4 protein-coding genes are annotated in these 26595 nt (G+C 72.0%); all 4 read left to right on the forward strand.

Annotated elements, in window-relative coordinates; all coding sequences use genetic code 11:
- Window positions 1-132 precede the first annotated feature (132 nt).
- Window positions 133-11157, forward strand: a complete 11025-nt coding sequence (locus ACIQRW_RS33415) for an amino acid adenylation domain-containing protein (RefSeq protein WP_403767703.1) — start codon at window positions 133-135, stop codon at window positions 11155-11157.
- A 223-nt stretch (window positions 11158-11380) separates the two neighbouring features.
- Window positions 11381-23143 carry an amino acid adenylation domain-containing protein gene (locus ACIQRW_RS33420; protein ID WP_403767706.1) on the forward strand — a complete coding sequence of 3921 codons (11763 nt, stop codon included), beginning with the start codon at window positions 11381-11383 and terminating at the stop codon, window positions 23141-23143.
- A gap of 14 nt (window positions 23144-23157) precedes the next feature.
- On the forward strand, window positions 23158-24417 hold the full coding sequence (locus tag ACIQRW_RS33425; protein WP_403767709.1) for a cytochrome P450: 1260 nt from the start codon (window positions 23158-23160) through the stop codon (window positions 24415-24417).
- A gap of 238 nt (window positions 24418-24655) precedes the next feature.
- A partial coding sequence (locus tag ACIQRW_RS33430) for a condensation domain-containing protein (protein WP_403767712.1) occupies window positions 24656-26595 on the forward strand: 1940 nt, incomplete at its 3' end.

The raw sequence follows: 26595 nt of genomic DNA on the forward strand, positions 1-26595 counted from the left end.
TGCAGCGCCGTTGATGGTGTTCCGGCAGGGAGCGAGACTCGCCGTTCAGGGTCGGCGGCTGCCCGCAATCAGGACAATCCCCGCCGCGAGTGGACGAGTTCGGTTCCGGAACACGATGTGGAGAGCCCCTCAATGACGCGAGCAGCCATCGAAGACGTCCTTCCGCTGTCCCCACTGCAGGAAGGAATGCTGTTCCACGCCCTCTACGAGGAGCAGGACCTCGATGTCTACGTCGCCCAGATCGTCATCGACCTGGAGGGCGAACTGGACGCCGGGGCGATGCGGGACTCGGTGGCCGCGCTGCTGCGCCGGCACGCGAGCCTGCGCGCCAGCTTCCGCTACGAGAAGCTCAGCAAGCCCGTCCAGGTCATCCCCCGCGAAGTAGCGACCCCCTGGCGCGAGTTCGACCTGAGGGATCTCCACGAGACGGCCAGGGCCGCCGAGCTGGAGCGGCTCGCCGCCGAGGACGCCGCCCACGAGTTCGACCTGTCGGCGGGACCGCTGCTGCGGTTCACGCTGGTCAAGTGCGGCGAGCGCAGCAACCGGCTGATGTTCAACTCCCACCACATCCTGCTCGACGGCTGGTCCACCGCCCAACTCCTCCACGAGCTCTTCACGATCTACCAGGCCCGCGGCGACACATCGGGCCTGCCCGCGGTCACCCCCTACCGCGACTACCTCGGCTGGCTGGCCGCCCAGTCGCGGCCCGCGGCGACCGAGGCGTGGCGCGCGGTCCTCGGCGACGTCGAGGAGCCGACCCTCATCGCCCCCGGCGACCAGGGCGCCAAAATAACCCCCGCCGAGCTGACCATCGCCTTCTCCGCGGAGCTGACCGCCCGGGTCCAGGAGACCGCGCGCCGCAACGACCTGACGCTCAGCTCCGTCTTCCAGGGCTGCTGGGCGCTGCTGCTGGCCCAGCTGACCGGCCGCAGCGACGTGGTGTTCGGCTCGACCGTCTCCGGCCGCCCGGCCGAGCTGCCGGGCATGGAGACCATGGTCGGCCTGTTCATCAACACGGTTCCGGTACGGCTCGAAGTACGACCCGAGCAGAGCCTGCTGGACACGATGACCGCTCTGCAGCGGCAGGTGCGGGGCATGGCACCGCACCACCACCTGAGCCTGCCCGACATCCACCGCGCCGCCGGCCTGCCCACCCTCTTCGACACCCTGACCGTCACCGAGAACTACCCCATGGGCGGCGACGACCTCAAGGAACTCCCGGGCAACCTCACCCTGAAGGGCGCCACCGGCACGGACGCCAACCACTACCCGCTGAGCATCGCCGCGCTGCCCGCCGGCGAGGCCCTGCGCCTGCACTTCGGCTACCGCCAGGAACTCTTCTCGAGGGCCGACATCGAGGCGCTCGCCGACCGCTTCCGCCGCCTCCTGGCGACCTTCGCCCACGACCCGCGGCGACCGGTGGGCCGGCTGTCGCTGCTGACGCGCAACGAGGAGACGCGGCTGATCGGCTTCGGCCTGCCCGCCCAGGCGCACCCCGCCGGGGACACCGTCCCCGCGCTCTTCGCCGAGCAGGTGCGCCGCGCCCCCGAAGCACCCGCGCTCGCCTTCGGGACAACCACCCTCTCGTACGCCGAACTGGACCGCCGCTCCAACCAACTGGCCCGCCTCCTCATCGAGCGCGGTGCCGGCCCCGAGCGGATCGTCGCACTCGCCCTGCCGCGCTCCATCGAGCAGGTCGTCTCCATGCTCGCGGTCCTCAAGGCGGGCGCCGCCTACCTCCCGGTCGACACCTCCTACCCGGCCGACCGGATCGCCTACCTCCTCACCGACTCCGCCCCCGCCCTGGTGCTGGCCACCCAGGAGACGGCCGCCCTGGTACCCGCCCTGTGCACCGCCCCGCTCCTCGTGCTGGACGACGCCGCCACGGTGCGCGAGAGCGAAGCTTGCGCCGGCACCGGGATCGAGCCCGACGAACGGCTCGCCCCGCTCACCCCGCAAGGCGCCGCCTACGTCATCTACACCTCGGGCTCAACAGGGCGCCCCAAGGGCGTCGTCGTGCCCCACACCGGCCTCGCCGGCCTCGTCGCCGCACAGACCGAGCGGCTCGACGTCGGCCCCGGCAGCACCGTCCTGCAGTTCGCGTCCCCCAGCTTCGACGCCGCGGTCTGGGAGACGTACACGGCGCTGCTCACCGGCGCCACCCTCGTCGTGGCGCCCGCCGAACGGCTGCGGCCCGGCAGCGCGCTGTCCGAGCTGGCCGCCGAGCACACCATCACCCACGCCCTGATACCGCCCGCGGCGCTGGGCGTCATGACCCCGGCCGAACTGCCGACGCTGCGCCACATCGTCGTCGGCGGCGAGGCATCGGCGCCCGAGCTCGTCCAGGCGTGGTCGGCGGGCCGCACCATGCTCAACGCCTACGGTCCCACCGAGACCACCGTCGTCGCCTCGATGAGCGCCCCGCTCTCCGGCCCAGGCAACCCCCCCATCGGCACCGCGCTCGGCACCACCCGGCTGCGGGTGCTCGACGACCTGCTGCGGCCGGTCCCCCTGGGCGTCGTGGGCGAGCTGTACGTATCGGGCACCGCCGTCGCCCGCGGCTACCTGGGCAGGCCGCAGCTGACCTCCGAGCGCTTCGTCGCCGACCCGTACTCCGGCACCGGCGAACGGATGTACCGCACGGGCGACGTGGTGCGCTGGGTTACCGACGCCGACCACCCCGAGGACCCCGACCGTGCCGTACTGGTCTACGAGGGCCGCGCCGACGACCAGGTGAAAATCCGCGGCTTCCGCGTCGAGCTCGGCGAGATCGAGTCGGTGCTCGCAGCCCACGAGAAGATCGGCCGAGCGCTCGTCGTGGTCCGCGAACCGCTCCCGGGCGACAAACGGCTCGTCGCCTACCTCGTGCCCGCCGAAGGCGCCGCCGTCCCCACGACCACCATGCTGCGCGAACACACCGCGGCCTCGCTCCCCGCCTACATGGTGCCCTCCGCCTTCGTCGCCCTCGACGCCTTCCCGCTCACCCCCAACGGCAAGCTGGACCGCAAGGCGCTGCCCGACCCCCAGACCGCCTCCGAGCTGTCGGGGCGCGCGCCGCGCACCCCCCAGGAAGAGATCCTCTGCGCGCTGTTCGCCGAGCTCCTGGGCGTCGGCGAGGCCGGCGTCGACGACAACTTCTTCGACCTCGGCGGCCACTCACTGATCGCCACCCGACTGGTCACCAGGGCCCGCGCCGTCTTCGGCGTCGAGCTGTCCTTGCGCGCCGTCTTCGAGACGCCGACCCCCGCAGGCATCGCCCGCAGGCTCCACGAAGCCCTCGCCGACCGTCCGGCCCTTGAGGCAGCAGAGCGCCCCCAGCACGTCCCGCTCTCCTTCGCGCAGCGCAGACTGTGGTTCCTGGACCGCTTCGAGGGCGCACAGTCCATCTACAACGTGCCGCTCACGGTGCGCGTCACCGGCAAGCTCGACACGGACGCGCTGCGCACCGCGTTCCGCGCCGTCGTGGACCGGCACGAGAGCCTGCGCACCGTCTTCCCCGACCGGGACGGCACCCCCTACCAGCACGTACTCACCCCAAAGGAGGCCGTGCTCGACTTCGCCGTCGTGGACGTCGGCGGCGAGGCGGACCGGCTGACCGAGGCCCTCGACCAGGAGGCCGGGACCGGCTTCAGCCTCGCGGACGAGATCCCGCTGAGAGTCCGCGCCTTCCGCACCGGGCCCCAGACCCACGTACTGCTCACGGTGATGCACCACATCGTCGGTGACGCCTGGTCGCTGGGCGTCCTCGGCCGCGACCTGTCCCTCGCCTACACGGCGGCGCTGGAGTGCAACGAGCCCCAGTGGAGCCCGCTGCCCGTGCAGTACGCGGACTACACACTGTGGCAGGAGCGCGTACTCGGCGACGAGAGCGACCCCCACAGCACCATCTCCCGCCAACTCGCCTTCTGGAAGCGTGCGCTGGAGGGTGTGCCCGACGAGCTGAACCTGCCCGTGGACCGCCCGCGCCCCGCGGCGGCCAGCTACACCGGCGACACCGTCGGCTTCCACCTGCCCCAGGAGCTGCACCAGCAGCTGCTCGGCATCGCCCGCACCTCCCAGGCCAGCCTGTTCATGGTGCTCCAGGCCGGCCTCGCGGTCCTGCTGTCCCGCTCCGGCGCGGGCCAGGACATCCCGGTCGGCACCCCGATCGCCGGTCGCACCGACGACGCGACGGACGACCTGGTCGGCTTCTTCCTCAACACGCTGGTGCTGCGCACCGACACATCGGGCAACCCCACCTTCCGCGAACTGGTCAACCGGGTGCGCGAGAGCGACCTGGCCGCCTACGCCCACCAGGACGCGCCCTTCGAGCGCCTCGTCGAGGAGCTCAACCCCGACCGCTCACTGGCCAGGCACCCGCTGTTCCAGGTGATGTTCACCGTCCAGAACAACCGGCGCGCCGAACTCCTCATGCCGGGCCTGCGGGTGGAGCCCTACGACTACTTCACCGGCACCGCCAAGTTCGACCTGTTCGTCGGGCTGAGCGAGCAGCGCGGATCCGACGGCGGCCCCGACGGCATGACCGGCTGGATCGAGTACAGCACCGACCTGTTCGACCGGGAGACCGCCCAAGCACTCGCCGAACGGTTCCTCCGGGTGCTGGCCGCCGCGGCCGACGACCCCAAGCGGACCATCGGCTCCCTGGACCTCCTCGACCCGATCGAGCGCCACCGTCTGGTCGCCACCCGCAACGACACCGCGCACCCAATCGACACAGCCCGGCTCCCGGAACTCTTCGAGCGCCAGGTCCGAGCCCTGCCCACGACGCCCGCCGTCATCGAAGGCACCACCGAGCTGTCGTACGCGCAACTCAACGCCCGCGCCAACCGGCTGGCCAGGCTCCTCATCGCGCGCGGCATCGGCCCCGAGGACACCGTCGCCATCGCCCTGCCGCGCTCGGCCGGCCTGCTGGTCGCGCTCTGCGCCGTACTCAAGGCGGGGGCGGCCTATCTGCCGGTCGACCCCCAGTACCCGGCCGGCCGCATCGCCTTCATGCTCACCGACGCGGCGCCCGCCGTGGTGCTGACCACCGACGGCATCCTCCCCGCGGGGCACGGCGCCCCCGTCATCGACCTCGCGGCCCGCGACACCGCCGACGCGCTCGCCGCCCAGCGGGACACCGACCCAGGCGACGCCGACCGCATCCGCCCCCTCCACGCGCAGAGCCCCGTGTACGTCATCTACACCTCCGGCTCCACGGGCCGCCCCAAGGGCGTCGTGATGCCCGCCCAGTCCATGGCCAACCTGGTCGCCTGGCACCACGCCGAGGTCGGCGGCCGGGCAGGGGCACGCGTCGCCCAGTTCACCGCGATCAGCTTCGACGTGTCGGCCCAGGAGATCCTCTCCACCCTCCTCACCGGCAAGACCCTGGTCGTCCCCGACGAGGACACCCGCCGTGACGCGGCCGCCTTCGCCCGGTGGCTCGACGAGCAGCGCGTCAACGAGCTCTACGCCCCCAACCTGGTCGTGGACGCCCTGGCTCAGGCCGCACCTGAGAACGGCACCGCCCTCACCGAACTGCGCACCATCGCGCAGGCGGGCGAGGCACTGGTCCTCACCCCGAGGCTGCGGGCGTTCTGCGCGGCCCGCCCCTGGCTGCGGCTGCACAACCACTACGGCCCCACCGAGAGCCACGTCGTCACCGGCACGACGCTGCCCGCCGACCCGGCCCACTGGCCCACCACCGCACCGATCGGCCGCCCCGTGTGGAACGACCGCGTGTACGTCCTGGACGACACGCTCGGCCCGGTGCCCTCCGGCGTCGTCGGCGAGCTCTACCTCGCCGGGACCGGGCTCGCCCGCGGCTACCTCAAGCGGCCCGCCCTGACCTCCGAGCGGTTCGTCGCCGACCCGTTCGGCCCCGCGGGCTCCCGGCTCTACCGCACCGGTGACCTGGTGCGCTGGGGCAAGGACGGCCAGATCGAGTTCGTCGGGCGTGCCGACCACCAGGTCAAGGTGCGCGGCTTCCGCATCGAGCTCGGCGAGATCGAGTCGGTACTCGGCGGCCACGCCCGCGTCGCGTCCGTGGCGGTCCTGGCCCGCGAGGACCGGCCCGGTGCACGGCAGCTCGTGGCCTACCTCGTCCCCGCGGCGGGCACGGCCCCACAAGCCGCCGAACTGGCCCGGTACGTGGGCGCCGCACTGCCCGACTACATGGTGCCCTCCGCCTTCGTCACCCTGGACGCGCTGCCGCTGACCCCCAACGGCAAGCTCGACCGCAGGGCGCTGCCCGCCCCCGTCGCCGACCAGGCCCAGCGCCGCGCCCCCCTGACACCCCAGGAGGCGGCCGTGTGCGGGCTGTTCGCCGAGGTCCTCGGGCTGCCCGAGGCCGGCGTCGAGGACAGCTTCTTCGCGCTCGGCGGCCACTCGCTGCTCGCCACCCGGCTGATCAGCCGGGCCCGCACAGCGCTGGGAGTCGAGCTCTCCGTACGCGATCTGTTCGAATCCCCGACGCCGGCCGGGCTCGCCGCCCTGATCGGCGCGGCGGCCGGGGCCCGCGAAGCGGTCACCGTCCGCGAGCGGCCCCAAGAGATACCGCTCTCCTTCGCCCAGCGCAGGCTCTGGTTCCTCAACCGCTTCGAGGGCCCCAACTCCACCTACAACCTCCCCGTCCCGGTACGCCTCACCGGCCAACTCGACCGCGCGGCGCTGGCCGCTGCCGTGGCGGACGTGGTCCGCAAACACGAGAGCCTGCGCACCGTGTTCCCCGAGGTCAAGGGCCGCCCCCGGCAGATCGTCCTGGACACGGTGCCCGACCTCACCGTCGTGGAGAGCGACGAGGCGGCCCTGCAGGGCGCACTGGCCGACGCGGCCGCGTACGCCTTCGACGTGACCTGCCAAACCCCGGTGCGCCCCTGGCTGTTCGCACTGAGCGAGACCGACCACGTCCTGCTGCTGGTGATCCACCACATCGCGGGCGACGGCTGGTCCATGGCCCCGCTCGGCCGGGACCTGACAGCCGCCTACCGGGCCAGGGCGGCGGGCCGCGCGCCCGAACTCGCCCCGCTGCCGGTGCAGTACGTGGACTACACACTGTGGCAGAGGGACGTGCTCGGCAGCGAGGACGACCCGGACAGCACCATCGCGCGGCAGGCCGCGTTCTGGCGGGACACCCTCGCCGGCGCCCCCGACGAACTGGTGCTGCCGCACGACCACCAGCGCCCGCCGACCCCCAGCTACCGCGGCTCCACCGTGCCGATCACCCTGGACGCCGACGTGCACCGCCGGCTGCTCGACCTGTCGGGCGAACGCCGCGCGAGCCTGTTCATGGCCGTGCAGGCGGCGCTGGCCACCCTGCTGAGCAGACTCGGAGCGGGCGACGACATCCCGATCGGCACGGCCATCGCGGGCCGCACCGACGACGCGCTCGACGACCTCGTCGGGTTCTTCGTCAACACCCTGGTCCTGCGCACGGACGTCTCGGGCTCGCCCACCTTCACCGAGCTGCTCGACCGGGTGCGCGAGAGCGACCTGTCCGCGTACGCCAACCAGGACCTGCCGTTCGAGCGGCTGGTCGAGCTGGTCAACCCCGAGCGGTCCCTTGCCAGGAACCCGCTGTTCCAGGTGATGCTGACCCTCGAGAACAACGACAGGGCCGAGCTCGACCTGGCCGGAGTGACGGCACGGACCCAGGACCTCGGCTTCGAGGTCGCCAAGTTCGACCTCTCCTTCAGCCTCGCCGAGAACCACGGGCCCCACGGCGCCCCCGCCGGCATCGAGGGACTGGTCTCCTACAGCTCCGACCTGTTCGAACGCGACACCGTCGAACTGCTGGTCCGCAGGCTGGTCCAGATACTCGGCCAGGCCGCCAACGACCCGGACCGCCCCGTCGACCGGCTCGACGTACTGCTGCCCGGCGAGCGGGACAAGCTGCTCCACACCTGGCACGAGGCGCCGCGCGAGGTGGCACCGGCCACCGTCCCCGAGCTCTTCGACCGGTGGGTCACCAGCACACCAAACGCGCCCGCCCTCCGCTTCGGCGAACAGGCGCTCAGCTACGCCGAACTCGACGCGCGCGTCGCCCGCGTCGCCCGGCTGCTGACCGCGCGGGGCATCGGGGCCGAGTCAATCGTGGCGGTGTCGATGCCCCGCTCGACCGATCTGATCGTCTCGCTGCTCGCCGTGATGCGGGCGGGCGGCGCCTATCTGCCCGTCGATCCCGACTACCCGGGCGACCGGATCTCCCACATGCTCCAGGACAGCTCACCCGACCTGCTGCTGACCGTCAGCCACCTCGCCGGCGGGCTGCCGGTCAGCGACGTGCCCAGGGTGCTCCTGGACACCGAGAACCTCGACACCGAAGAGGCCTCGGGCTGCCCGTTCCTCAACCCGGACGAGCCGGCCGGCCCTTTGTCGCCCGACCACCCCGCCTACGTCATCTACACCTCGGGCTCCACCGGGCGCCCCAAGGGAGTCGTGGTCACCCACCGGGGTGTCGCCAGCCTCCTTGAGACCCACCGCGAACGGTTCGGGGCGGGCCCCGGCAGCCGGGTGCTGCAGTTCGCCTCGTCCAGCTTCGACGCCGCGTTCTGGGAGCTGTGCATGGGCCTGCTCTCCGGCGCCGAGCTGATCGCCGCGCCCGCCGAGCAACTCGCCCCCGGAGAAGGCCTCGCCACCCTGCTGGCCGAGCACCGGATCACCCACGCCACGATCCCGCCGATCGTGCTCTCCGCCCTCCCCGACGACGCGCTGCCCCACGGCATGACGCTCATCGTCGCCGGTGAGGCGTGCGCGCCCGAACTGGTCAGCAGGTTCGCCCCCGGGCGCCGCATGTTCAACGCCTACGGGCCCACCGAGACCACCGTCTGCGCCACCATGAGCTCCCCGCTCACCGAAGCGGACGCAACCCCCATCGGCGGCCCCGTCTCCAACAGCAGGGTGTACGTCCTGGACGCGGCGCTGCGCCCGGTCCCGCCGGGCGTCGCGGGCGAGCTGTACGTCGGCGGCCCCAGCCTGGCGCGCGGCTACCTGGGCCGGCCGGCCCTGACCTCCCAGCGCTTCGTCGCCGACCCGTTCGGCCCCGCAGGCGCACGCCTGTACCGCACCGGCGACCTGGTCCGCTGGGGGAGCGACGGCGACCTGCGCTACGTCGGCCGCGCCGACGCCCAGGTCAAGATCCGCGGCTTCCGCATCGAACTCGGCGAGATCGAGGCCTGCCTGCTCGCCAGGGACGAGGTCGCCCAGGCCGCGGTCCGCGTCAGGGAGGAAACCCCCGGCCGCAAACAGCTCGTCGCCTACCTGGTGACCGGCCCATCGGGGGCCGACGTCGCGGCGCTGCGCGAGCACGCGGCACGGGCACTGCCCGACTACATGGTCCCCGCCGCGTTCGTGACGCTGCCCGCCCTGCCCAGGACCGTCAACGGAAAACTCGACGAACGGGCCCTGCCCGCACCCGACTTCAGCCAGGCCCTCTCGACCCGGGAGCCGGTGACCGAGCCGGAGAAGGTGCTCTGCGAGATCTTCGCCGAGGTCCTCGGACTGCCCGAGGTCGGCGTCGACGACAACTTCTTCCACCTCGGCGGCGACAGCATCGTCTCCATCCAGGTCGTCGCCAGGGCCCGCACGGCAGGCCTCCTCCTCACCCCCAAGGACGTCTTCCGCCACCAGAGCGCGGCCGCCCTCGCCCTCATCGCGACCCCCACCCCCCAGACCAGGGCCGAGGCCCCCGACGCGGGCATCGGCGAGGTCCCCGCGACCCCGATCGTGCGGTGGCTGCGCGAACGCGGCGGGCCCGTCGACCGGTTCAACCAGTCGATGTTCCTCCAGGCGCCCGCGGCACTCGACCAAGACCGGCTCGTCCGCACCGTACAGACCCTGCTCGACCACCACGACGCCCTGCGCGCAACGCTCCGGCGCACCGACGACGACTGGACGCTGGCCGTGCCCGAGCGCGGCGCCGTACCGGCCCAGAAGGTCATCCGCCGGGTCGACGTCGTCGGACTCGACGAACAGGAGCGCCGCGCCAGGTACGCGCAGGAAGCCGACGCCGCGATCGGCCGGCTCGCCCCCGACGAGGGCACCATGGTGCAGTTCGTCTGGTTCGACGCCGGGCCCGGCGAGCGCGGCAGGCTGCTCTTCTGCGTGCACCACCTCGTCGTCGACGGCGTCTCCTGGCGCATCCTGCTGCCCGACCTCGCGGTGGCCTGGGAAGCCGTGCACGCCGGGCGGACCCCGGCGCTCGAGCCGGTCGGCAACTCCCTGCGCCGCTGGTCGCAGTCGCTGACCCAGGAGGCGGCGCGCCCCGAGCGAGTCGCCGAGCTCTCCGGCTGGCAGCGGCGGCTCGCAGGCGCCCCCGCACCCCTGGCCGAACTCACCCCCGACCCGGCCAGGGACCTCAGCGCGACCCTCGGCTCGATCAGCATGGAACTGCCGCCCGACACCACCACCGCCCTGCTCACCCGGCTGCCCGCGGCATTCAACGCGAACGCCAACGACGTGCTCCTGACCGGCCTGACCCTCGCCGTCGCCGACTGGCGCAGGCGCCGGCACGGCCAAAGCGGACAGGACCTGCTCGTCGCACTGGAGGGACACGGCCGCGAGGAGATCACCGAGCACTGCGAACTCTCCCGCACCGTCGGCTGGTTCACCAGCCTCTACCCGGTGCTGCTGGACCCGGGCCGGATCGCCTGGGGCGAGGTGTGGCAGGGCGGCGACGCCGTCGGCGACATCCTCACCCGGATCAAGGAGCAGCTGCGCGCGGTGCCCGACAACGGCATCGGATACGGGCTGCTGCGCCACCTCAACCCGGACACCGCGCCCTCGCTGAGCGGCCTGGCCGAACCGCAGATCGGCTTCAACTACCTCGGCCGCTTCGACACGACGGCCGCACCCCAAGCGGCCGACTGGGCGCTGGCACCCGAGGCGGGGGCCGTCGGCGGCGAGGACCCCGGCATGCCGGTCGCCCACGCGCTCGAGGTCACCTCCTCCGCCCAGGACGGCCCCGAAGGCCCCCGGCTCCAGGTGCTCTGGCAGTGGCCCGCGGCCCTGCTCGAGGAGACGGTGGTACGCGACCTCGCCGACACCTGGGTCCGGGTGCTTCAGGCAATGGCCCTGCACGCGAGCACACCGGAGGGGGTCCGCTACACGCCCTCGGACATGGATCTCCTCGACGTCAGCCAGGAGGAGCTGGACGAGCTCGCCGGCGAACTCGACAACTGAGCGGCCAAGAGGGCGGCGGCGGCGGGGGCGCCCCCGCCGCCGCCCCCGCGCCCGCCCCAATTCCGAGTTGTTTATCTGCGGCCTTCACCGGCTCGCACTGAAGCTACCGTCGAACGCACCACCGAATCCTCTTCGCCCACGTGCCCGACGTGGCCCGAGCCGTCCGGCAGCCAGGCAGGCCAGACCCCAACCGCACCTCGAAAAAGCCCAGGGAGCATGTGCAGTGAAGCAGTCACGCATCGAGGACCTTCTGCCGTTGTCGCCGCTTCAGGAAGGGCTTCTCTTCCACGCACAGTTCTCCGAGGACGCCCTGGACGTCTATACGGTGCAGCTGGCCGTCCGCATCGAGGGCCCCATCGACCTGACCGCCCTGCGCACCGCTGCGGCCACGCTCATGCGCAGGCACGCGAGCCTGCGCGCGGGGTTCCGCAGGCGCAAGAACGGCGACCCGATGCAGGTGATCCTGCGTGACATCGAACTGCCCCTGACCGAAAGGGACTTCAGCGACCTGCCCGCCCAGGAGCAGCTGGCGGGAGTGAAGCAGTACGCGGCGCGGGACCGCGCTGAGCGCTTCGACATGGCCAACCCGCCGCTGCTGCGCCTGGCCGCGATCCGGGTCGCCCCCGACGCGTTCTGGCTGCTGCTCACCGCACACCACGTCCTGCTCGACGGGTGGTCCTCGCCGCTGGTCATGCAGGAGCTGTTCCAGCACTACCGGGCGGGCGGCGAGGACACCTCGCTGCCGCCCGTCACTCCCTACCGCAACTACCTCGCCTGGCTCGGCAAGCAGGACAAGGACGCGGCCGCCGAGGCCTGGCGCCGCGCACTGGACGGCGTCGAATCGGCGACGCTGCTGGTGCCGGACGCCGTGCAGGGCGCAGCGGTCCCACCGCAGGACCTGGTCGGGGAGGCGTCCGAGGACCTCACCCGCCGCCTGGGCGACCTCGCCCGCCGCACCGGCGTCACCCTCAACACCGTGGTGCAGAGCGCCTGGGGCGTACTGCTGGGCAGGCTGACCGGCCGCAGCGACGTGGTGTTCGGCGCGACCGTCTCCGGCCGCCCCGCGGACATCGAGGGCATCGAGTCCATGGTCGGCCTGTTCATCAACACCCTCCCCGTCCGCGTACGGATCGACCACGGCGCTTCCTGGACCCAGCTGCTGACCGCGGTCCAGGACCAGCAGGCGGCGCTCCTGGACCACCATCACCTGCCGCTCTCCGCCGTGCAGGAGCCGACGAAGGTCACCGGCGAACTCTTCGACACCCTGGTCGTCTTCGAGAACTACCCGCTGGACTCCGACGGCATGACCGAGGAGACCGGCGGCATCCGGATCACCGACGTCACCGGACAGGACGCCACGCACTACCCCCTCACGCTGTTCCCGACCCCGGGCCGCACCCTGCGACTGCGCCTGGGCTACCGCCCCGACCGCTACGACCGGGACCGCGCCCAGGAGCTCCTCGACACCTTCCTGCACGTGCTGGAACAGATCGAGGCCGACCCCTCGCTCCCGGTCGCCCGCACCAGGGCGCTCACCCCCGGGCAGCTGCGGACCGTGCTCACCGACTGGAACGACACCGCGGCCCCGGCCCCCGCCACCTCGGTGCCCGAACTGTTCGCGGCGGCCGTCGCCGCCGACCCCGCGGCCACCGCCCTGGTCACCGGCGACGGTCCGCTGACCTACGGCGAGCTCGACGCCCGCGCCAACCGCATCGCACGCCTGCTCGGCGAGCTCGGCGTCGGCCCCGAAGTCCGCGTCGCGGTCGCCCTGCCGCGCGGCGCCGACCTGGTTGCGACCCTCATCGGCGTCGGCAGGACCGGCGGCTCCTACATCCCGCTCGACCCCCAATACCCCGCGGAGCGCCTGGAGTTCATCGTCTCCGACGCATCACCCGCCGTCCTGGTGAGCGACTCCACCGTGGACTCGGTGCCCGCCACCGCACGCGTCGAGCGGCTGCTGCTCGACGACCCCGCCGTACGCGACCGGCTGGCCGCCCTGCCCGGCGCACCCCTGGACGCCGTGTCCTACCCCGGCGACCACCCCGCGTACACGATCTACACATCGGGCTCGACCGGCCGCCCCAAGGGCGTCGTCGTCACCCGGGACAACCTCGCCAACTTCGTCCAGGACATGCGCGAGCGGTTCGCGCTGCGCCCGGCCGACCGGCTGGCCGCCGTGACCACCATCGCCTTCGACATCGCGGGCCTGGAGCTGTACGTCCCGCTGGTCTCCGGCGCCGCCGTCGTCCTGGCCACCCGCGAGGAGGTCATCGACATCCCGCGCCTGGCCGGCCTCATCGCGGCCACCGGCACCACGCTCATGCAGGCCACCCCCACCCTCTGGCAGGCGCTCGTCGCCCAGCATCCCGAGGCGCTCAAGAACCTGCGCGTCCTCGCGGGCGGCGAGGCGCTGCCCGCCGGGCTCGCCGGCCAACTCACCTCCCTCGCACCCGAAGTGACCAATCTCTACGGCCCCACCGAGACGACCATCTGGTCCACGGCGGCCCGCATCGGCCAGGTCGAAGGCGCCCCGGCCATCGGCAAGCCCATCGCCAACACCCAGGTGTACGTCCTGGACGCGGGCCTCTCCCCGGTGCCGCCCGGGGTCCCCGGCGACCTGTACATCGCGGGCGAAGGCCTCGCACGCGGCTACTTCGGCCGCCCCGACCTCACCGCCGAGCGGTTCGTCGCCGGCCCCTTCGGGGCGCCGGGCTCCCGCATGTACCGCACGGGCGACGTCGCGCGCTGGACGCACGAGGGCGACCTTCAGTTCGCGGGCCGCACCGACGACCAGGTCAAGGTGCGCGGCTTCCGCATCGAACTGGGCGAGATCGAGACCGTCCTGTGCGCCCTGCCCCAGGTCGCCCAGGCGGCCGTCGTGGCCCGCCAGGACGAGGCGGGCGAGCAGCGCCTGGTGGCGTACACCGTCGCGGCCCCCGGAGCCACGGTCACCGTGCCCGCCCTGCGCGAGGCCATCGCCGCCAGGCTCCCCGAATACATGGTGCCCTCGGCGTTCGTCGCCCTGGGCGAGCTGCCCCTGACGCCCAACGGCAAGACCGACCGCAAGGCGCTGCCCGCACCGGACTTCGGCACACTGCCCACCGCCGGCGCCGCTCCCCGCACCCCGCAGGAGGAGATCCTCAGCGGCCTGTTCGCGGAGACCCTCGGCCTGCCCAAGGTCGGCATCCACGACGACTTCTTCGAGCTCGGCGGCCACTCCCTGCACGCCACCCGGCTCGTCAGCCGCACCCGCACCGCCTTCGACGTCGAACTCCCGCTGCGCCTGCTGTGGGAGGCACCCACCGTGGCGCAGCTCGCGGCCCTGCTGCGCGGCGCCGACGACGCCAGGCCCCCGGTGCGGCCCGCAGTGCGCCCCGAGCGCATCCCGCTCTCCTACGCCCAGCGCCGCCTGTGGTTCCTCAACCGGTTCGAGACCGGCGCGGCCGCCCACAACATCAGCCTCGGCCTGCGGCTCAAGGGCAAGCTCGACGAGCAGGCCCTGCGCGCCGCCGTACGCGACGTATCGGCCCGGCACGAAGTGCTGCGCACCGTCTTCCTGGAGACCGACGGCGTGGCCCAGCAGCTCATTCTCTCCCCCGAGGAGGGCGCTGCCGAACTCGTCGTCACCGACGTCGCCGAACAGGACCTGCAAGCGGCCGTCGCCGAACAGGCGGCCCGCGACTTCGACCTGTCCACCCAGACGCCGCTGCGGGTCTCGCTGCTGCGCGTCGCCCCCGACGACCACCTGCTGCTCATCCTGCTGCACCACGTCGCGGGCGACGGCTGGTCGGTGGCCCCGCTCGGCACCGACCTGACGTCGGCCTACCGGGCCAGGACCGAGGGCAGGGAACCGGTCTGGGAGCCGCTGCCCGCCCAGTACGCCGACTACACGCTGTGGAACTACGAGGTGCTCGGCGAGGAGAGCGACCCCGAGAGCCTCCTCAGCAAGCAGCTCGACTTCTGGCAGCAGCGTCTGTCCGGCGGCCCCGAGGTCCTGCAGCTGCCCACCGACCGGCCGCGCCCGCCCGAGGCCGACTACGCCGCCGAGACCGTCACCCTGGACGTACCGGCTGAGCTGCACCAGGCGCTGACCGCCGTCGCCCGCAAGACCGAGACCAGCCTCTTCATGGTGCTCCAGGCCGGACTCGCCTCACTGCTGACCTCGCTGGGCGCGGGCGACGACATCCCGCTCGGCTCCCCGATCGCCGGACGCAACGACCAGGCAATCGAGGGCATGGTCGGCTTCTTCGCCAATACGCTGGTCCTGCGCACCGACACATCGGGCGACCCGACCTTCCGCGAACTTCTGCGCAGGGTGAGGGAGTTCAACCTCGCCGCGTACGCCAACCAGGAAGTGCCCTTCGAGCGGCTGGTCGAGCTGCTCAACCCCGAGCGCTCGCTCTCCTGGCACCCGCTGTTCCAGATCTGGCTCAACGTCCAGAACGTCGAGGCCGCGGCCGCGGGCGACACCTCGCTCGGCATCCCCGGCATCGACGCCGCCGCCTACCCCGTACCGGTCAACGCCACCCAGTTCGACCTGGCGTTCACCATCAACGAGCGGACCGCGGCCGACGGCACCCCCCAGGGCCTGTGGGCACTGATCGACTTCCGGCTCGACCTGTTCGACCGCGCGACCGTCGAGAACCTCTTCGCCCGGCTGCTGCACCTCCTGGAGCGCGTCGCCGCCGACCCCGACCTGCGGGTCACCGACATCGACCTGCTCTCGGCACACGAGCGCGCCCTGCTCACCGCGGCCAACGACACCGCCCGCGACATCCCGCAGGCGACCTTCCCCGAGCTGTTCGCCCGCCGCGTCGCCCAAGCGCCCCACGACCCCGCGGTCGCCCACGAGGGCACCGAGCTGACCTTCACCGAACTCGACCGCAGGGCCAACCGCATCGCCCACGTCCTGCGCGAAGAGGGCGCCGCACCCGAGCGGTTCGTCGCCCTCGCCCTGCCCCGCTCCGCCCACTGGCCCGCCGCGGTCCTCGCCGTGCACAAGGCGGGCGCGGCCTACCTCCCCCTCGACCCCGCCTACCCGGCCGAGCGCATCGCGTACATGCTCGGCGACGCACGCCCCGGCGTGCTGGTCACCACCCGCGAGATCGCCGCCACCCTGCCGCCCGCGGCCGGCACCACCGTGCTCCTCATCGACGACGAGGCCACCGCCGCCCGCATCGACCGGGCGCCCGCCACCGCGCCCACCGGTGAACTCGACCCCCGCAACCCGGCGTACCTCATCTACACATCGGGCTCCACCGGCAGGCCCAAGGGTGTCGTCGTCCCGCACACCGGCTTCGCCTCCCTGCTCACCGGCTATACCGAGACCCTGGGCCTGGGCCCGGGCAGCCGCGTCCTGCAGTTCGCCTCCCCGAGCTTCGACGCGGCCTTCGCCGAACTGTGCAAGGCGCTGCTCTCCGGCTCGACCCTGGTGACGGCACCCCAGCACAGGCTCGACCCCGGCGCCCCCCTCGCCGCGCTCCTCACCGAGCAGCGCGTCACCCAGGCGACCATCCCGCCCGCCGCGCTCGCCGTGCTCGCCGACGACGAGGTCCCCGCCGGCATCACCCTGCTCGTCGCGGGAGAGGCCACACCCGCGGAGATCGCGGGCCGCTGGTCGGCCGGCCGCCGCATGGTGAACGCCTACGGCCCCACCGAGACCACCGTGTGCGCCACCATCAGCGCACCGCTGGCCGGAGTCGTCGAGCCGCCCATCGGCACCCCGATACCCAACACCCGGGTGTACGTCCTGGACGCGTCGCTGCGCCAAGTCCCGCCCGGCGCCACCGGCGACCTCTACATCACCGGAGCGGGGCTGGCCCGCGGCTACCTGGGCCGCCCCGGCCTCAGCGCGGAGCGCTTCGTCGCCGACCCGTTCGGCGCGCCCGGCAGCCGCATGTACCGCACCGGTGACATCGCCCGGTGGACCCACGACGGCGTGCTCCAGTTCAAGGGCCGCGCCGACGAGCAGGTCAAGCTGCACGGCTTCCGCATCGAACTGGGCGAGATCCGCTCGGTGCTGCTGGGCCGCCCCGACGTCGCCCAGGCCGAGGTGCTCATCCGCGAGGACCGCCCCGGCGACCAGCGCCTGGTCGCCTACGCCGTGGCCAAGGAGGGCGCGGCCCCGCTCAAGGGCGCCGACCTGCGGACCCTGCTCGCCGTCGCCCTGCCCGACCACATGGTCCCCGCGGCCGTGGTCGTCCTGGACGCCCTGCCGCTCACCCCGAACGGCAAGACCGACCGCAAGGCGCTGCCGGAGCCCGGCTACGGCCCGGCCACCGGGACCGAAGGACCGCGCACCCCGCACGAAGAGCTGCTGTGCGGTCTGTTCGCGGAGATCCTCGGCCTTAAGAACGTCGGCATCCACGACAGCTTCTTCGACACCGGCGGCGACAGCATCATGTCGATCCAGCTGGTCCGCAAGGCCCGCAACCTGGGCATCAAGCTCACCCCGCGCGACGTCTTCGAGCACAAGACGGTGGCCGGGCTCGCCAAGGCCACCGCACCCGCCCCCGACACCGAGCCGCAGGACACCGCGGCCACAGCCGCGGCCGCGGCCACAGCCCCCGCCCCGGCGGGAGTCGGCACACTCCCGCTGACGCCGATCATCCACTGGATGCGCGAACGGGGCGGCAGGGCCGAGCGGTTCAGCCAGACCAACATGCTCGTCGTCCCCCGCGACGTCGGCGCGCAGCGCCTTCAAGCGGCACTGCAGACCCTGCTCGACCACCACGACGCACTGCGCATGAAGCTGCACCGCACCGGCGGCGTCGTCTGGAACCTTCAGGTCCCCGAGCCCGGCACGGTCAGGGCCGCCGACTGCCTGCACCGCGTCGACCTGACCGGACTCGACCCCGAAGAGGTCAGGGCCAAACTGGCCCAGGAGACCCAGGGCGCCTGGGACCGGCTCGACCCGGAGGCCGGGGCCATGGTCCAGGCCGTCTGGTTCGACGCGGGCCCCGAAGCCTCGGGACGGCTGCTGCTCACCATCCACCACCTGGTCGTGGACGGGGTGTCCTGGCGCATCCTGCTGCCCGACCTCCAGCAGGCATGGGCCGCACAGCCCGACCGGGCACCGGCCGCCCTGGACTCCGTCGGCACCTCGTTCCGCGAGTGGGCCCAGCTGCTCACCGAAGAGGCCCAGCAGCCCGAGCGCGTCGAGGAACTCCCGTACTGGCTCAACACCCTCACCGACCCCGGACCCTCGCTCTGCGACCGGCCGCTCGACCCCAGGCGCGACATCACCGCGACCACCAGGCGCGTGGTCCTCGACCTGCCCACCGAGCAGACATCGGCACTGCTCACCACCGTGCCCGCCGCGTTCCACGCCCGGATGAACGACGTGCTGCTCAGCGCGTTCGCGGTGGCCGTCGGACACTGGCGCGCCGAGCACGGCCGGGGCGAAGGCCCCGTCCTGGTCAACATGGAGGGCCACGGCCGCGAAGAGCTCCACGACGACGTGGACCTCTCCCGCACCGTCGGCTGGTTCACCAGCCTCTTCCCCGTGCGCCTGGACCCCGGCACCTACGACTGGGCCCACTTCAAGGCGGGCGGCCCAGTCGTCGGCGACGTACTCAAACGGATCAAGGAGCAGCTGCGCGCCCTGCCCGACAAGGGCATGGGCTACGGGCTGCTGCGCTACCTCAACCCGCAGACGGCCTCCGCGCTCGCCCAACTCCCCGACCCCCAGGTCAGCTTCAACTACCTGGGCCGGTTCCCCGGAGCGGCCGCGGGCACCACCGCCACGACCCCCGCCGACTGGGGACCCGCACCCGAGGGATTCGACCCCGAGGGCGGCGTGGACCCGGACCGGCCGATGGCCCACGCCATCGACTTCAACGTCATGACCCAGGACCTGCCCGAAGGGCCCCGGCTGATCATCGACGTGACCTGGGCGGGCGAGCTGTTCGGCGAGGTGGAGATCCGCGAGCTGGGCGAGATCTGGGTCAGCTCGCTCACCGCACTGGTCGACCACGTCGAGCAGCCGGACGCGGGCGGCTACAGCCCGTCCGACCTGACGCTTCTCCCGCTGACCCAGCAGGAGATCGACGCCGTCGAGTCCGCCGCGACGGCGCCCCTCGAGGACGTCCTGCCGCTCACCCCGATGCAGGAGGGCCTGCTCTTCCACACCCACCTCGACGAGGACGAGCCGGACATCTACACCGTGCAACTCGGCATCGACATCGCGGGCGAACTCCACACGGACCGGCTGCGCGCCGCGGCCGCCGCCCTGCTGCGCCGTCACGCCAACCTGCGCGCCGGCTTCCTCCAGCAGGGCCTCAGCCGCCCCGTCCAGGTAGTCGTCGGCGACATCGAACTGCCCTGGACCGAGCTGGACTTCACACACCTGCCCGAAGCGCAGCGGGCCACCAGGCTGGACACCCTCATGGACGAGGACCGGCTGCTGCGCTTCGACCCCGAAAAGCCGCCGCTGCTGCGCTTCACCCTGATCCGCATGGGCGACAGCATCGTCCGCCTCCTGATGACCCATCACCACCTGCTGCTCGACGGCTGGTCGGGCCCGCTCCTGGTGCGCGAACTGTTCGCACTGTACGAGGCGGGGGGCGACGAGTCCGCCCTGCCCGAACTCACCCCCTACCGCGACTACCTGGAGTGGCTCGGCCAGCAGGACAAGCAGGCGGCGCGCGAGGCCTGGCGCACCGTGCTGGCCGGGACGGACAGCGCCACCCTCGTCGCACCCGACGCCGGCAGCGGCGGCTTGGACGTCCCCGGCGACCTCCTCATCGAACTCCCCGAGGAGACCGTCGCCGAGCTGACCGCACTGGTGCGGCGCCACGGCATCACCCTCAACACCGCCATCCAGGCGGTCTGGGGCGTGGTGCTCGGCGGGCTCACGGGCCGCAGCGACGTGGTGTTCGGCGCGACCGTCTCCGGGCGGCCCGCCGACATCCCCGGCGTGGAGACCATGGTCGGCCTGTTCATCAACACCGTCCCCGCCCGCGTCACCGTCGCGGCCGACGACACCTGGACCACCCTCCTGGCGAAGGTCCAGCACTGGCAGACCTCGGTGATGGACTACCACTACCTGGGGCTGCAGGACATCCTGCGCCTGGTCGAGTCCGACGAACTCTTCGACACCATCGTCGTCACCGAGAACTTCCCCGTGGAGAGCGGCAGCACACCGGGCGGCGCCGCGGACCAGGACGGGCTGCGCATCGTCGGCGGCTACGGCACGGACGGCAACCACTACCCGATCAGCCTGGTGGCCATGCCGGGCCGCACCCTGCGGCTGCGCTTCAGCTACCGCACCGACCTCTTCGAGCAGCCGTTCGTCGAGTCCGTCGGCAACCGGGTCGTCCGGGCCATCAGGGCCCTGCTCGACGCACCCGAACAGCAGATCCACCGCGTGGACCTGCTCTCCGCCGACGAACGCCACACCCTGCTCACCGAGTTCAACGACTCGGCCGCGCCCGCCCCGCAGACCCTGGTCCACGAGCGCTTCGCGGACCAGGCCGCCCGCACCCCCCAAGCCCCCGCGCTGCGCCTCGGCAACGGCGAGGAGATCAGCTACGCCGCACTGGACGCGGCAGCCGAACGGCTCGCCGCCGAACTGACCGGGCAGGGCGTGGGCCCCGAACGGCTGGTGGCACTGGCCCTGCCGCGCTCCGCCGACCTCGTCACCGCGGCCCTCGCGGTGCTCAAGGCGGGCGGCGGCTATCTGCCCGTCGACCCGACCGACCCCCGCGAGCGCCTGGAATACGTACTCGCCGACGCGAAGCCCGTACTCGTACTGACCCGCTCGGACATCGCACCGCACCTGCCCCCGACCGCGGCCCCCGTCCGCCTCCTGGACCAGGACCGCACCGAAGCCGGCACACAGGACACGGCAGCGGCGGGCAACGGCCCCCGCCCGCACGCCCAGAGCCCGGCGTACGTCATCTACACATCAGGATCCACAGGCCGCCCCAAGGGCGTCGTCGTCGAACACCGCTCGTTCGCCCAGTACATCGACTACGCGGCCCGCGCCTACCCCTCGCTGGTCGAGCGGGCCCTGATGCACTCACCCGCCTCCTTCGACATGGCGGTGACCTCGCTGTTCGGCCCGCTGGTCAGCGGAGGCTGCGTCCACATCGCCGAGCTGGAACAGCCCGCACAGCAGCGACTGCGGCCGCCGTTCCTCAAGGCCACCCCCTCCCACCTGCCGCTGCTCATCGGCTCGGACACGGACATCTCACCCAGCCGCGAACTGGTCATCGGCGGCGAGCAGCTGCTCGGCGAGACCCTCGCCCCGTGGCGCGCCGCCCACCCCGACGCCACCGTGATCAACGAATACGGCCCGACCGAAGCCACCGTCGGCTGCGCCGTCCACCGCCTGGAACCCGGCGACCCCACACCCAAGGGCGCCGTACCGATCGGCAGGCCCACGCCCAACACCCAGCTGTACGTCCTGGACGCACAGCTGCGGCCCGCACCCGTCGGCAGCACGGGCGAGCTGTACATCGGCGGCGGCCAGCTGGCCCGCGGCTACCTCGGCAGGCCCGGCCTGACGGCGTCCCGGTTCCTGGCGAACCCGTTCGGCGCCCCGGGCTCGCGCCTCTACCGCACCGGTGACCTGGCCCGCTGGAGCACCGCAGGCAGCCTGGACTACCTGGGCCGCGTCGACGAGCAGGTGAAGGTGCGCGGCTACCGCGTGGAGCTCGGCGAGATCGAGGCGATGCTCAGCACCGACCCCACCGTCGGCCAGGCCGTGGTCCTCCAGCGGGGCGACGACGGCGAGAGCCGGCGCCTGGTCGCCTACCTGGTGCCCGCAGGGGGCGGCGAACTGGACACGGCGGCCGTCCGCGAACGGCTCGCCGCCGCCCTACCCGACTACATGGTCCCGGCCGCGTTCATGACACTTCAGAGGATCCCGCTCAACGCCAACGGCAAAGCCGACCGCAAGGCGCTGCCCGCCCCCGACTACAACCCCAGGCAGTGGAGCGGACCGCGCACCCCGCAGGAAGAGATCCTCTGCGGCCTCTTCCGCGAAGTACTCGGGCTCGACGTCGTCGGCATCCACGACAGCTTCTTCGACCTCGGGGGCGACAGCATCATGTCGATGAGCCTCGCCAACCGGATCAGGTCGCTCTTCGGCACGAAGCTCAGCATCCGCACGGTCCTGGGCTCGCCCACCGTCGCGGAACTCGCCGGCAGGCTCGGCGGCGACGAGGACAGGGACGCACTGGAGATCCTCCTCCCACTGCGCCCCGACGGCGACCGCACCCCCCTGTTCTGCGTGCACGCGGCGGGCGGCCTGAGCTGGAACTACTCCGCCCTGCTGCGCCACGTGGACCCCGAACACCCCATCTACGGCCTCCAGGCAGCCGGGATCAACGGTTCGGGCACGACCCCTTCGACCATGGAGGAACTGGCGGCCCTCTACGTCGAGCAGATCCGCCGGGTCCAGCCCCAGGGGCCCTACGTCCTGCTCGGCTGGTCCTTCGGCGGGCAGGCCATCCACGCGATGGCGACGCTGCTCCAGGAGCAGGGCGAGGAAGTGGCCCTGCTCGTCAACCTCGACGAGTACCCGCTGGACGGGACCCAGCAACTGCCCGACAAGACGCCCGACGAACAGGACGCGCTGCGGATGATGCTCGACCACGTCGGCTACGACGTGGACGAACTCGGCGACGAGCCGCTGGCCCACGCCGACGTCATCGCCATGCTGCGCGAGCGGCAGAGCGTCCTGGCCAGCCTCGGGGAGGACAACATCGCCGCACTGGCCACGGCGTTCGCCAACAACCGGCGCCTGTTCGAGCGTTACGAGCCCGCCCGCTACCGGGGCGACCTGCTCGTCCTGGTGGCCAACGACGACACGTCGCTGACCTCGTCGCAGCTCGCCGAACGCGCCGAGCGGTGGCGGCCCTTCGTCGAGGGCCGGATCGAGCACCGGGTGATCCAGTGCAGCCACCCGCACATGATGCAGGCGGGCCCCGCCGCCGAAATCAGCCGCGTCCTCAACGAAAAGCTCCGGGAAATCAAGTGAGAAACGGTGGAGAGATGAGCGTGCAGACGACCGAAAAGCCGGAAAGCACACCGGACGGAGCCGCGGTCCTCGATCTGGTCGACCCGAAAACCTATCTGGAAAACGACATGGAGGCGTACTGGCGCGGACTGCGCGCCGACAACCCCGTGCACTGGCACCCCGAAGCCCCGGGCCGGCCCGGATTCTGGGTGATCAGCAGGTACGCCGACGTCCAGGCCCTGTACCGCGACAACAAGCGGCTCACATCGGAGAAGGGCAACGTCCTGGTGACGCTCCTCGCGGGCGGCGACTCCGCCGCGGGCCAGATGCTCGCCGTGACCGACGGGCGCCGCCACAAGAACCTGCGCAACGTGATGCTCAAGGCGTTCTCGCCGCGCGCCCTGGCCAAGGTCGCGGAGCTGATCAGGGTGAACTCCCGCCAACTGGTGGGCGACGCGGTCCGCCGCGGCACCGGCGACTTCGCGGACGAGGTGGCATCGGTGATCCCGCTGACCACCGTCGGAGGGCTGATCGGCGTCCCCGTCGAGGACCACGGGCACCTGCTGCCCCTCACCAAGTCCTGCCTCAGCTCGGACGACGCCGACCAGGCGCCCGAGGAAGCGTTCCTGGCGCGCAACGAGATCCTGCTGTACTTCAGCGACCTGGTGGCCGAGCGGCGTGCCAGGCCGCAGGACGACGTGATCACCACGCTCACCCAGAGCGAGATCGAGGGCGTGCCGCTGACCGACCAGGACATCGTCTTCAACTGCTACAGCCTGATCCTGGGCGGCGACGAGACCAGCAGGCTCTCCATGGTCGACGCGCTCTACACACTGAGCCGGGAGCCCGAGCAGTGGCGCCGCATGAAGGAGGGCGAGGTGGACCTGGAGACGGCCACCGAGGAGATCCTGCGCTGGGCGACACCCGCGATGAACTTCGGCCGCCACGCCACGACCGACTTCGAGCTCCACGGCAAGCAGATCAAGGAGGGCGACATCGTCACCCTCTGGAACACCTCCGCCAACCGGGACGACACGGTCTTCGACAACCCCCAGACCCTCGACCTCGGCCGCACCCCCAACAAGCACATCACCTTCGGCTACGGCCCGCACTTCTGCATCGGCGCCTATCTGGCCAGGGTCGAGGTGAAGGAGATGCTCGACGCCCTGCGCAGCTTCAGCAAGGGCTTCGAACTCACCGGGGAGCCGCACCGGATCCACTCCAACCTGATGCGGGGCATGTCGTCCCTGCCGATGAGCTTCACGCCCGACGATCAGGGCCTGGCCGCCGGCTGACCCCGCCCGCACCGCACCGCGACCACGCCCCCGGAACCTCCGGCACACCGGGCCCGGGGGCGTTCGCCGCCCCGGGCCCGACCAGGGAATACGCAGCGGCCGTCAAGAACGAATTCCAATTCTTCGATGGCGGAACTCAATTCTTTGGACTGCCGTTGTCGCCCCGAAATACAGCGGAGCAGTATGCCATCCGGGCAGTTTTCCGTTCCGGTTGACCGATCGAGTGTGGAGAGAGTGCATGTCTGACCCAGAGGGTGTTCGTTTCCGCCTGACCGCCGGACAGCAGGGAATCTGGTACGCGGTCCAGGGAGATCCCGCCAACCCGCTCTTCGGCCTGGCGGAGCGGGTGGACATCGAAGGGCCGGTCGACGCGGCACTGTTCGAGGCGGCCCTGCGCACGGTCGTCAACGAGACCGAGTCACTGCGCCTGCGCTTCGGACAGGACGCCGACGGCCCCTACCAGACCGTCGTCGACGACCCCCACTGGCCCTTCCACGCCCTCGACGTCTCCCACGAGCCCGACCCCGAGACCACCGTGCGCCGGTGGATCGACGACGACCTCGCCCGCCCCGTCGACCTCGCCACGGGACGCCTCTTCACCTTCGCCCTCTTCACCCTCTCCGACACCCTGCACGTCTGGTACCAGCGCCACCACCACATCGCCCTCGACGGACTGAGCACCGGCATCGTCGCCCGCCGCGTCGCCGCGGTCTACGCCGCGACAGCCAAGGGCGAGCCGGTCCCCGCCGACCCGGGACACCGCCTGGCCGACCTCGTCGCCGCCGACGCCGCCTACCGGGAATCGGACGACTTCCAACGCGACCGCACCTACTGGGCACAGGAGTTGGCCGACCGCCCCGAGGCACTCGGCTTCGCCGAACAGCCCACCCGCTACCCGAACTCCCCGCTGCTGCGCTCCGTCGCCACACTCGGCCCCGACGACGTCGAGGCGATCCGCGCCGGCGCCCGCGAGTCCCGCACCGCCTGGCCGACCGTCGTCGTCGCCGCCCAGGCCCTCTATCTGCACCGGGTCACAGGACGCGCCGACGTCGTCCTCGCCCTGCCCGTTTCGGCCCGCCCCGACGGCCCGGCCGGACAGGTGCCCGGCATGGTCTCCAACGTCGTACCGCTGCGGCTGACCGTCCGCCCCGGCACCACCGTCGGTGAACTGCTGCACCACACATCGCAGCAGATGCACGGAGCCCTGCGCCACCAGAGCTACCGCTACGAGGACCTGCGCCGCGACACCGGCGGACTCGTGGACGGCAAGCGCCTCGTCGGCCCCCGCGTCAACATCATCATGTTCGACTACAGCCTCGACTTCGGCGGCGCCCAAGGCACCGTGCAGAACCTCGCCATCGGCCACGACGACGACCTGACCCTCGTCGCCGACACCAGGGCCGACGACGGCGGACTGCGCCTGGAGTTCAACGCCAGCCCCGAGCTGTACACCGGGGCCGAGCTCGACCGGCACTGCGAGAGGCTGGCCGCACTCCTGAAGTCCCTGGGCACCGCCGACCCCGACGTGCCCGTCGGACGCCTGGACACCGCCACACCGACCGAGCGCCGTCAGGTGCTGGTGGAGTGGAACGGTGATGCCGGTGGTGGTGATGGTGGTGGTGCCACGTTGCCGGCGTTGTTCGAGGCTCGTGTTGCTGTTGCGCCGGGGGCTCGTGCTCTTTCGCTGGGCGTGGAGTCGTTGACGTACGGGGAGCTGAACGAGCGGGCGAATGCTCTGGCGAGGCGGTTGGTGGAGGGGGGTGCGGGTCCCGGCGGGTTCGTGGGTGTGGTGCTGCCGCGTTCGGTCGGGCTGGTGGTGGCGTTGCTGGCGGTGGTGAAGACGGGGGCGGCGTATGTGCCGATCGACCCGACGTATCCGGCCGACCGCATCGCCTACACCGTCGCCGACGCGGATCTTGTTCTGGCGGTCACCGACCGGCAGTCGGGGGCGGTGCTGCCCGGTGACGTGGAGTGTGTGGTCATCGACGATCCGGGGACCGCCGAGCATGTTGCGGGTCTGTCCGGTGCGGATCTCACCGATGCCGACCGGCTTTCCCCGCTGCTGCCGGTCGCACCCGCATATGTCATCCACACCTCGGGTTCCACGGGCCGGCCGAAGGGTGTGGTGGTTTCGCACCGGAACGTGGTGCGGCTGTTCTCGGCGACCGATCACTGGTT

It is taken from the genome of Streptomyces sp. NPDC091287 (assembly GCF_044768525.1).
In the GTDB taxonomy this organism is placed as follows: domain Bacteria; phylum Actinomycetota; class Actinomycetes; order Streptomycetales; family Streptomycetaceae; genus Streptomyces.

Excerpts from the sequence above, each read along its gene's own strand:
- ACIQRW_RS33415 (WP_403767703.1), top strand. The coding sequence starts at position 133 with ATGACGCGAGCAGCCATCGAAGACGTCCTTCCGCTGTCCCCACTGCAG.
- ACIQRW_RS33425 (WP_403767709.1), top strand. The coding sequence starts at position 23,158 with ATGAGCGTGCAGACGACCGAAAAGCCGGAAAGCACACCGGACGGAGCC.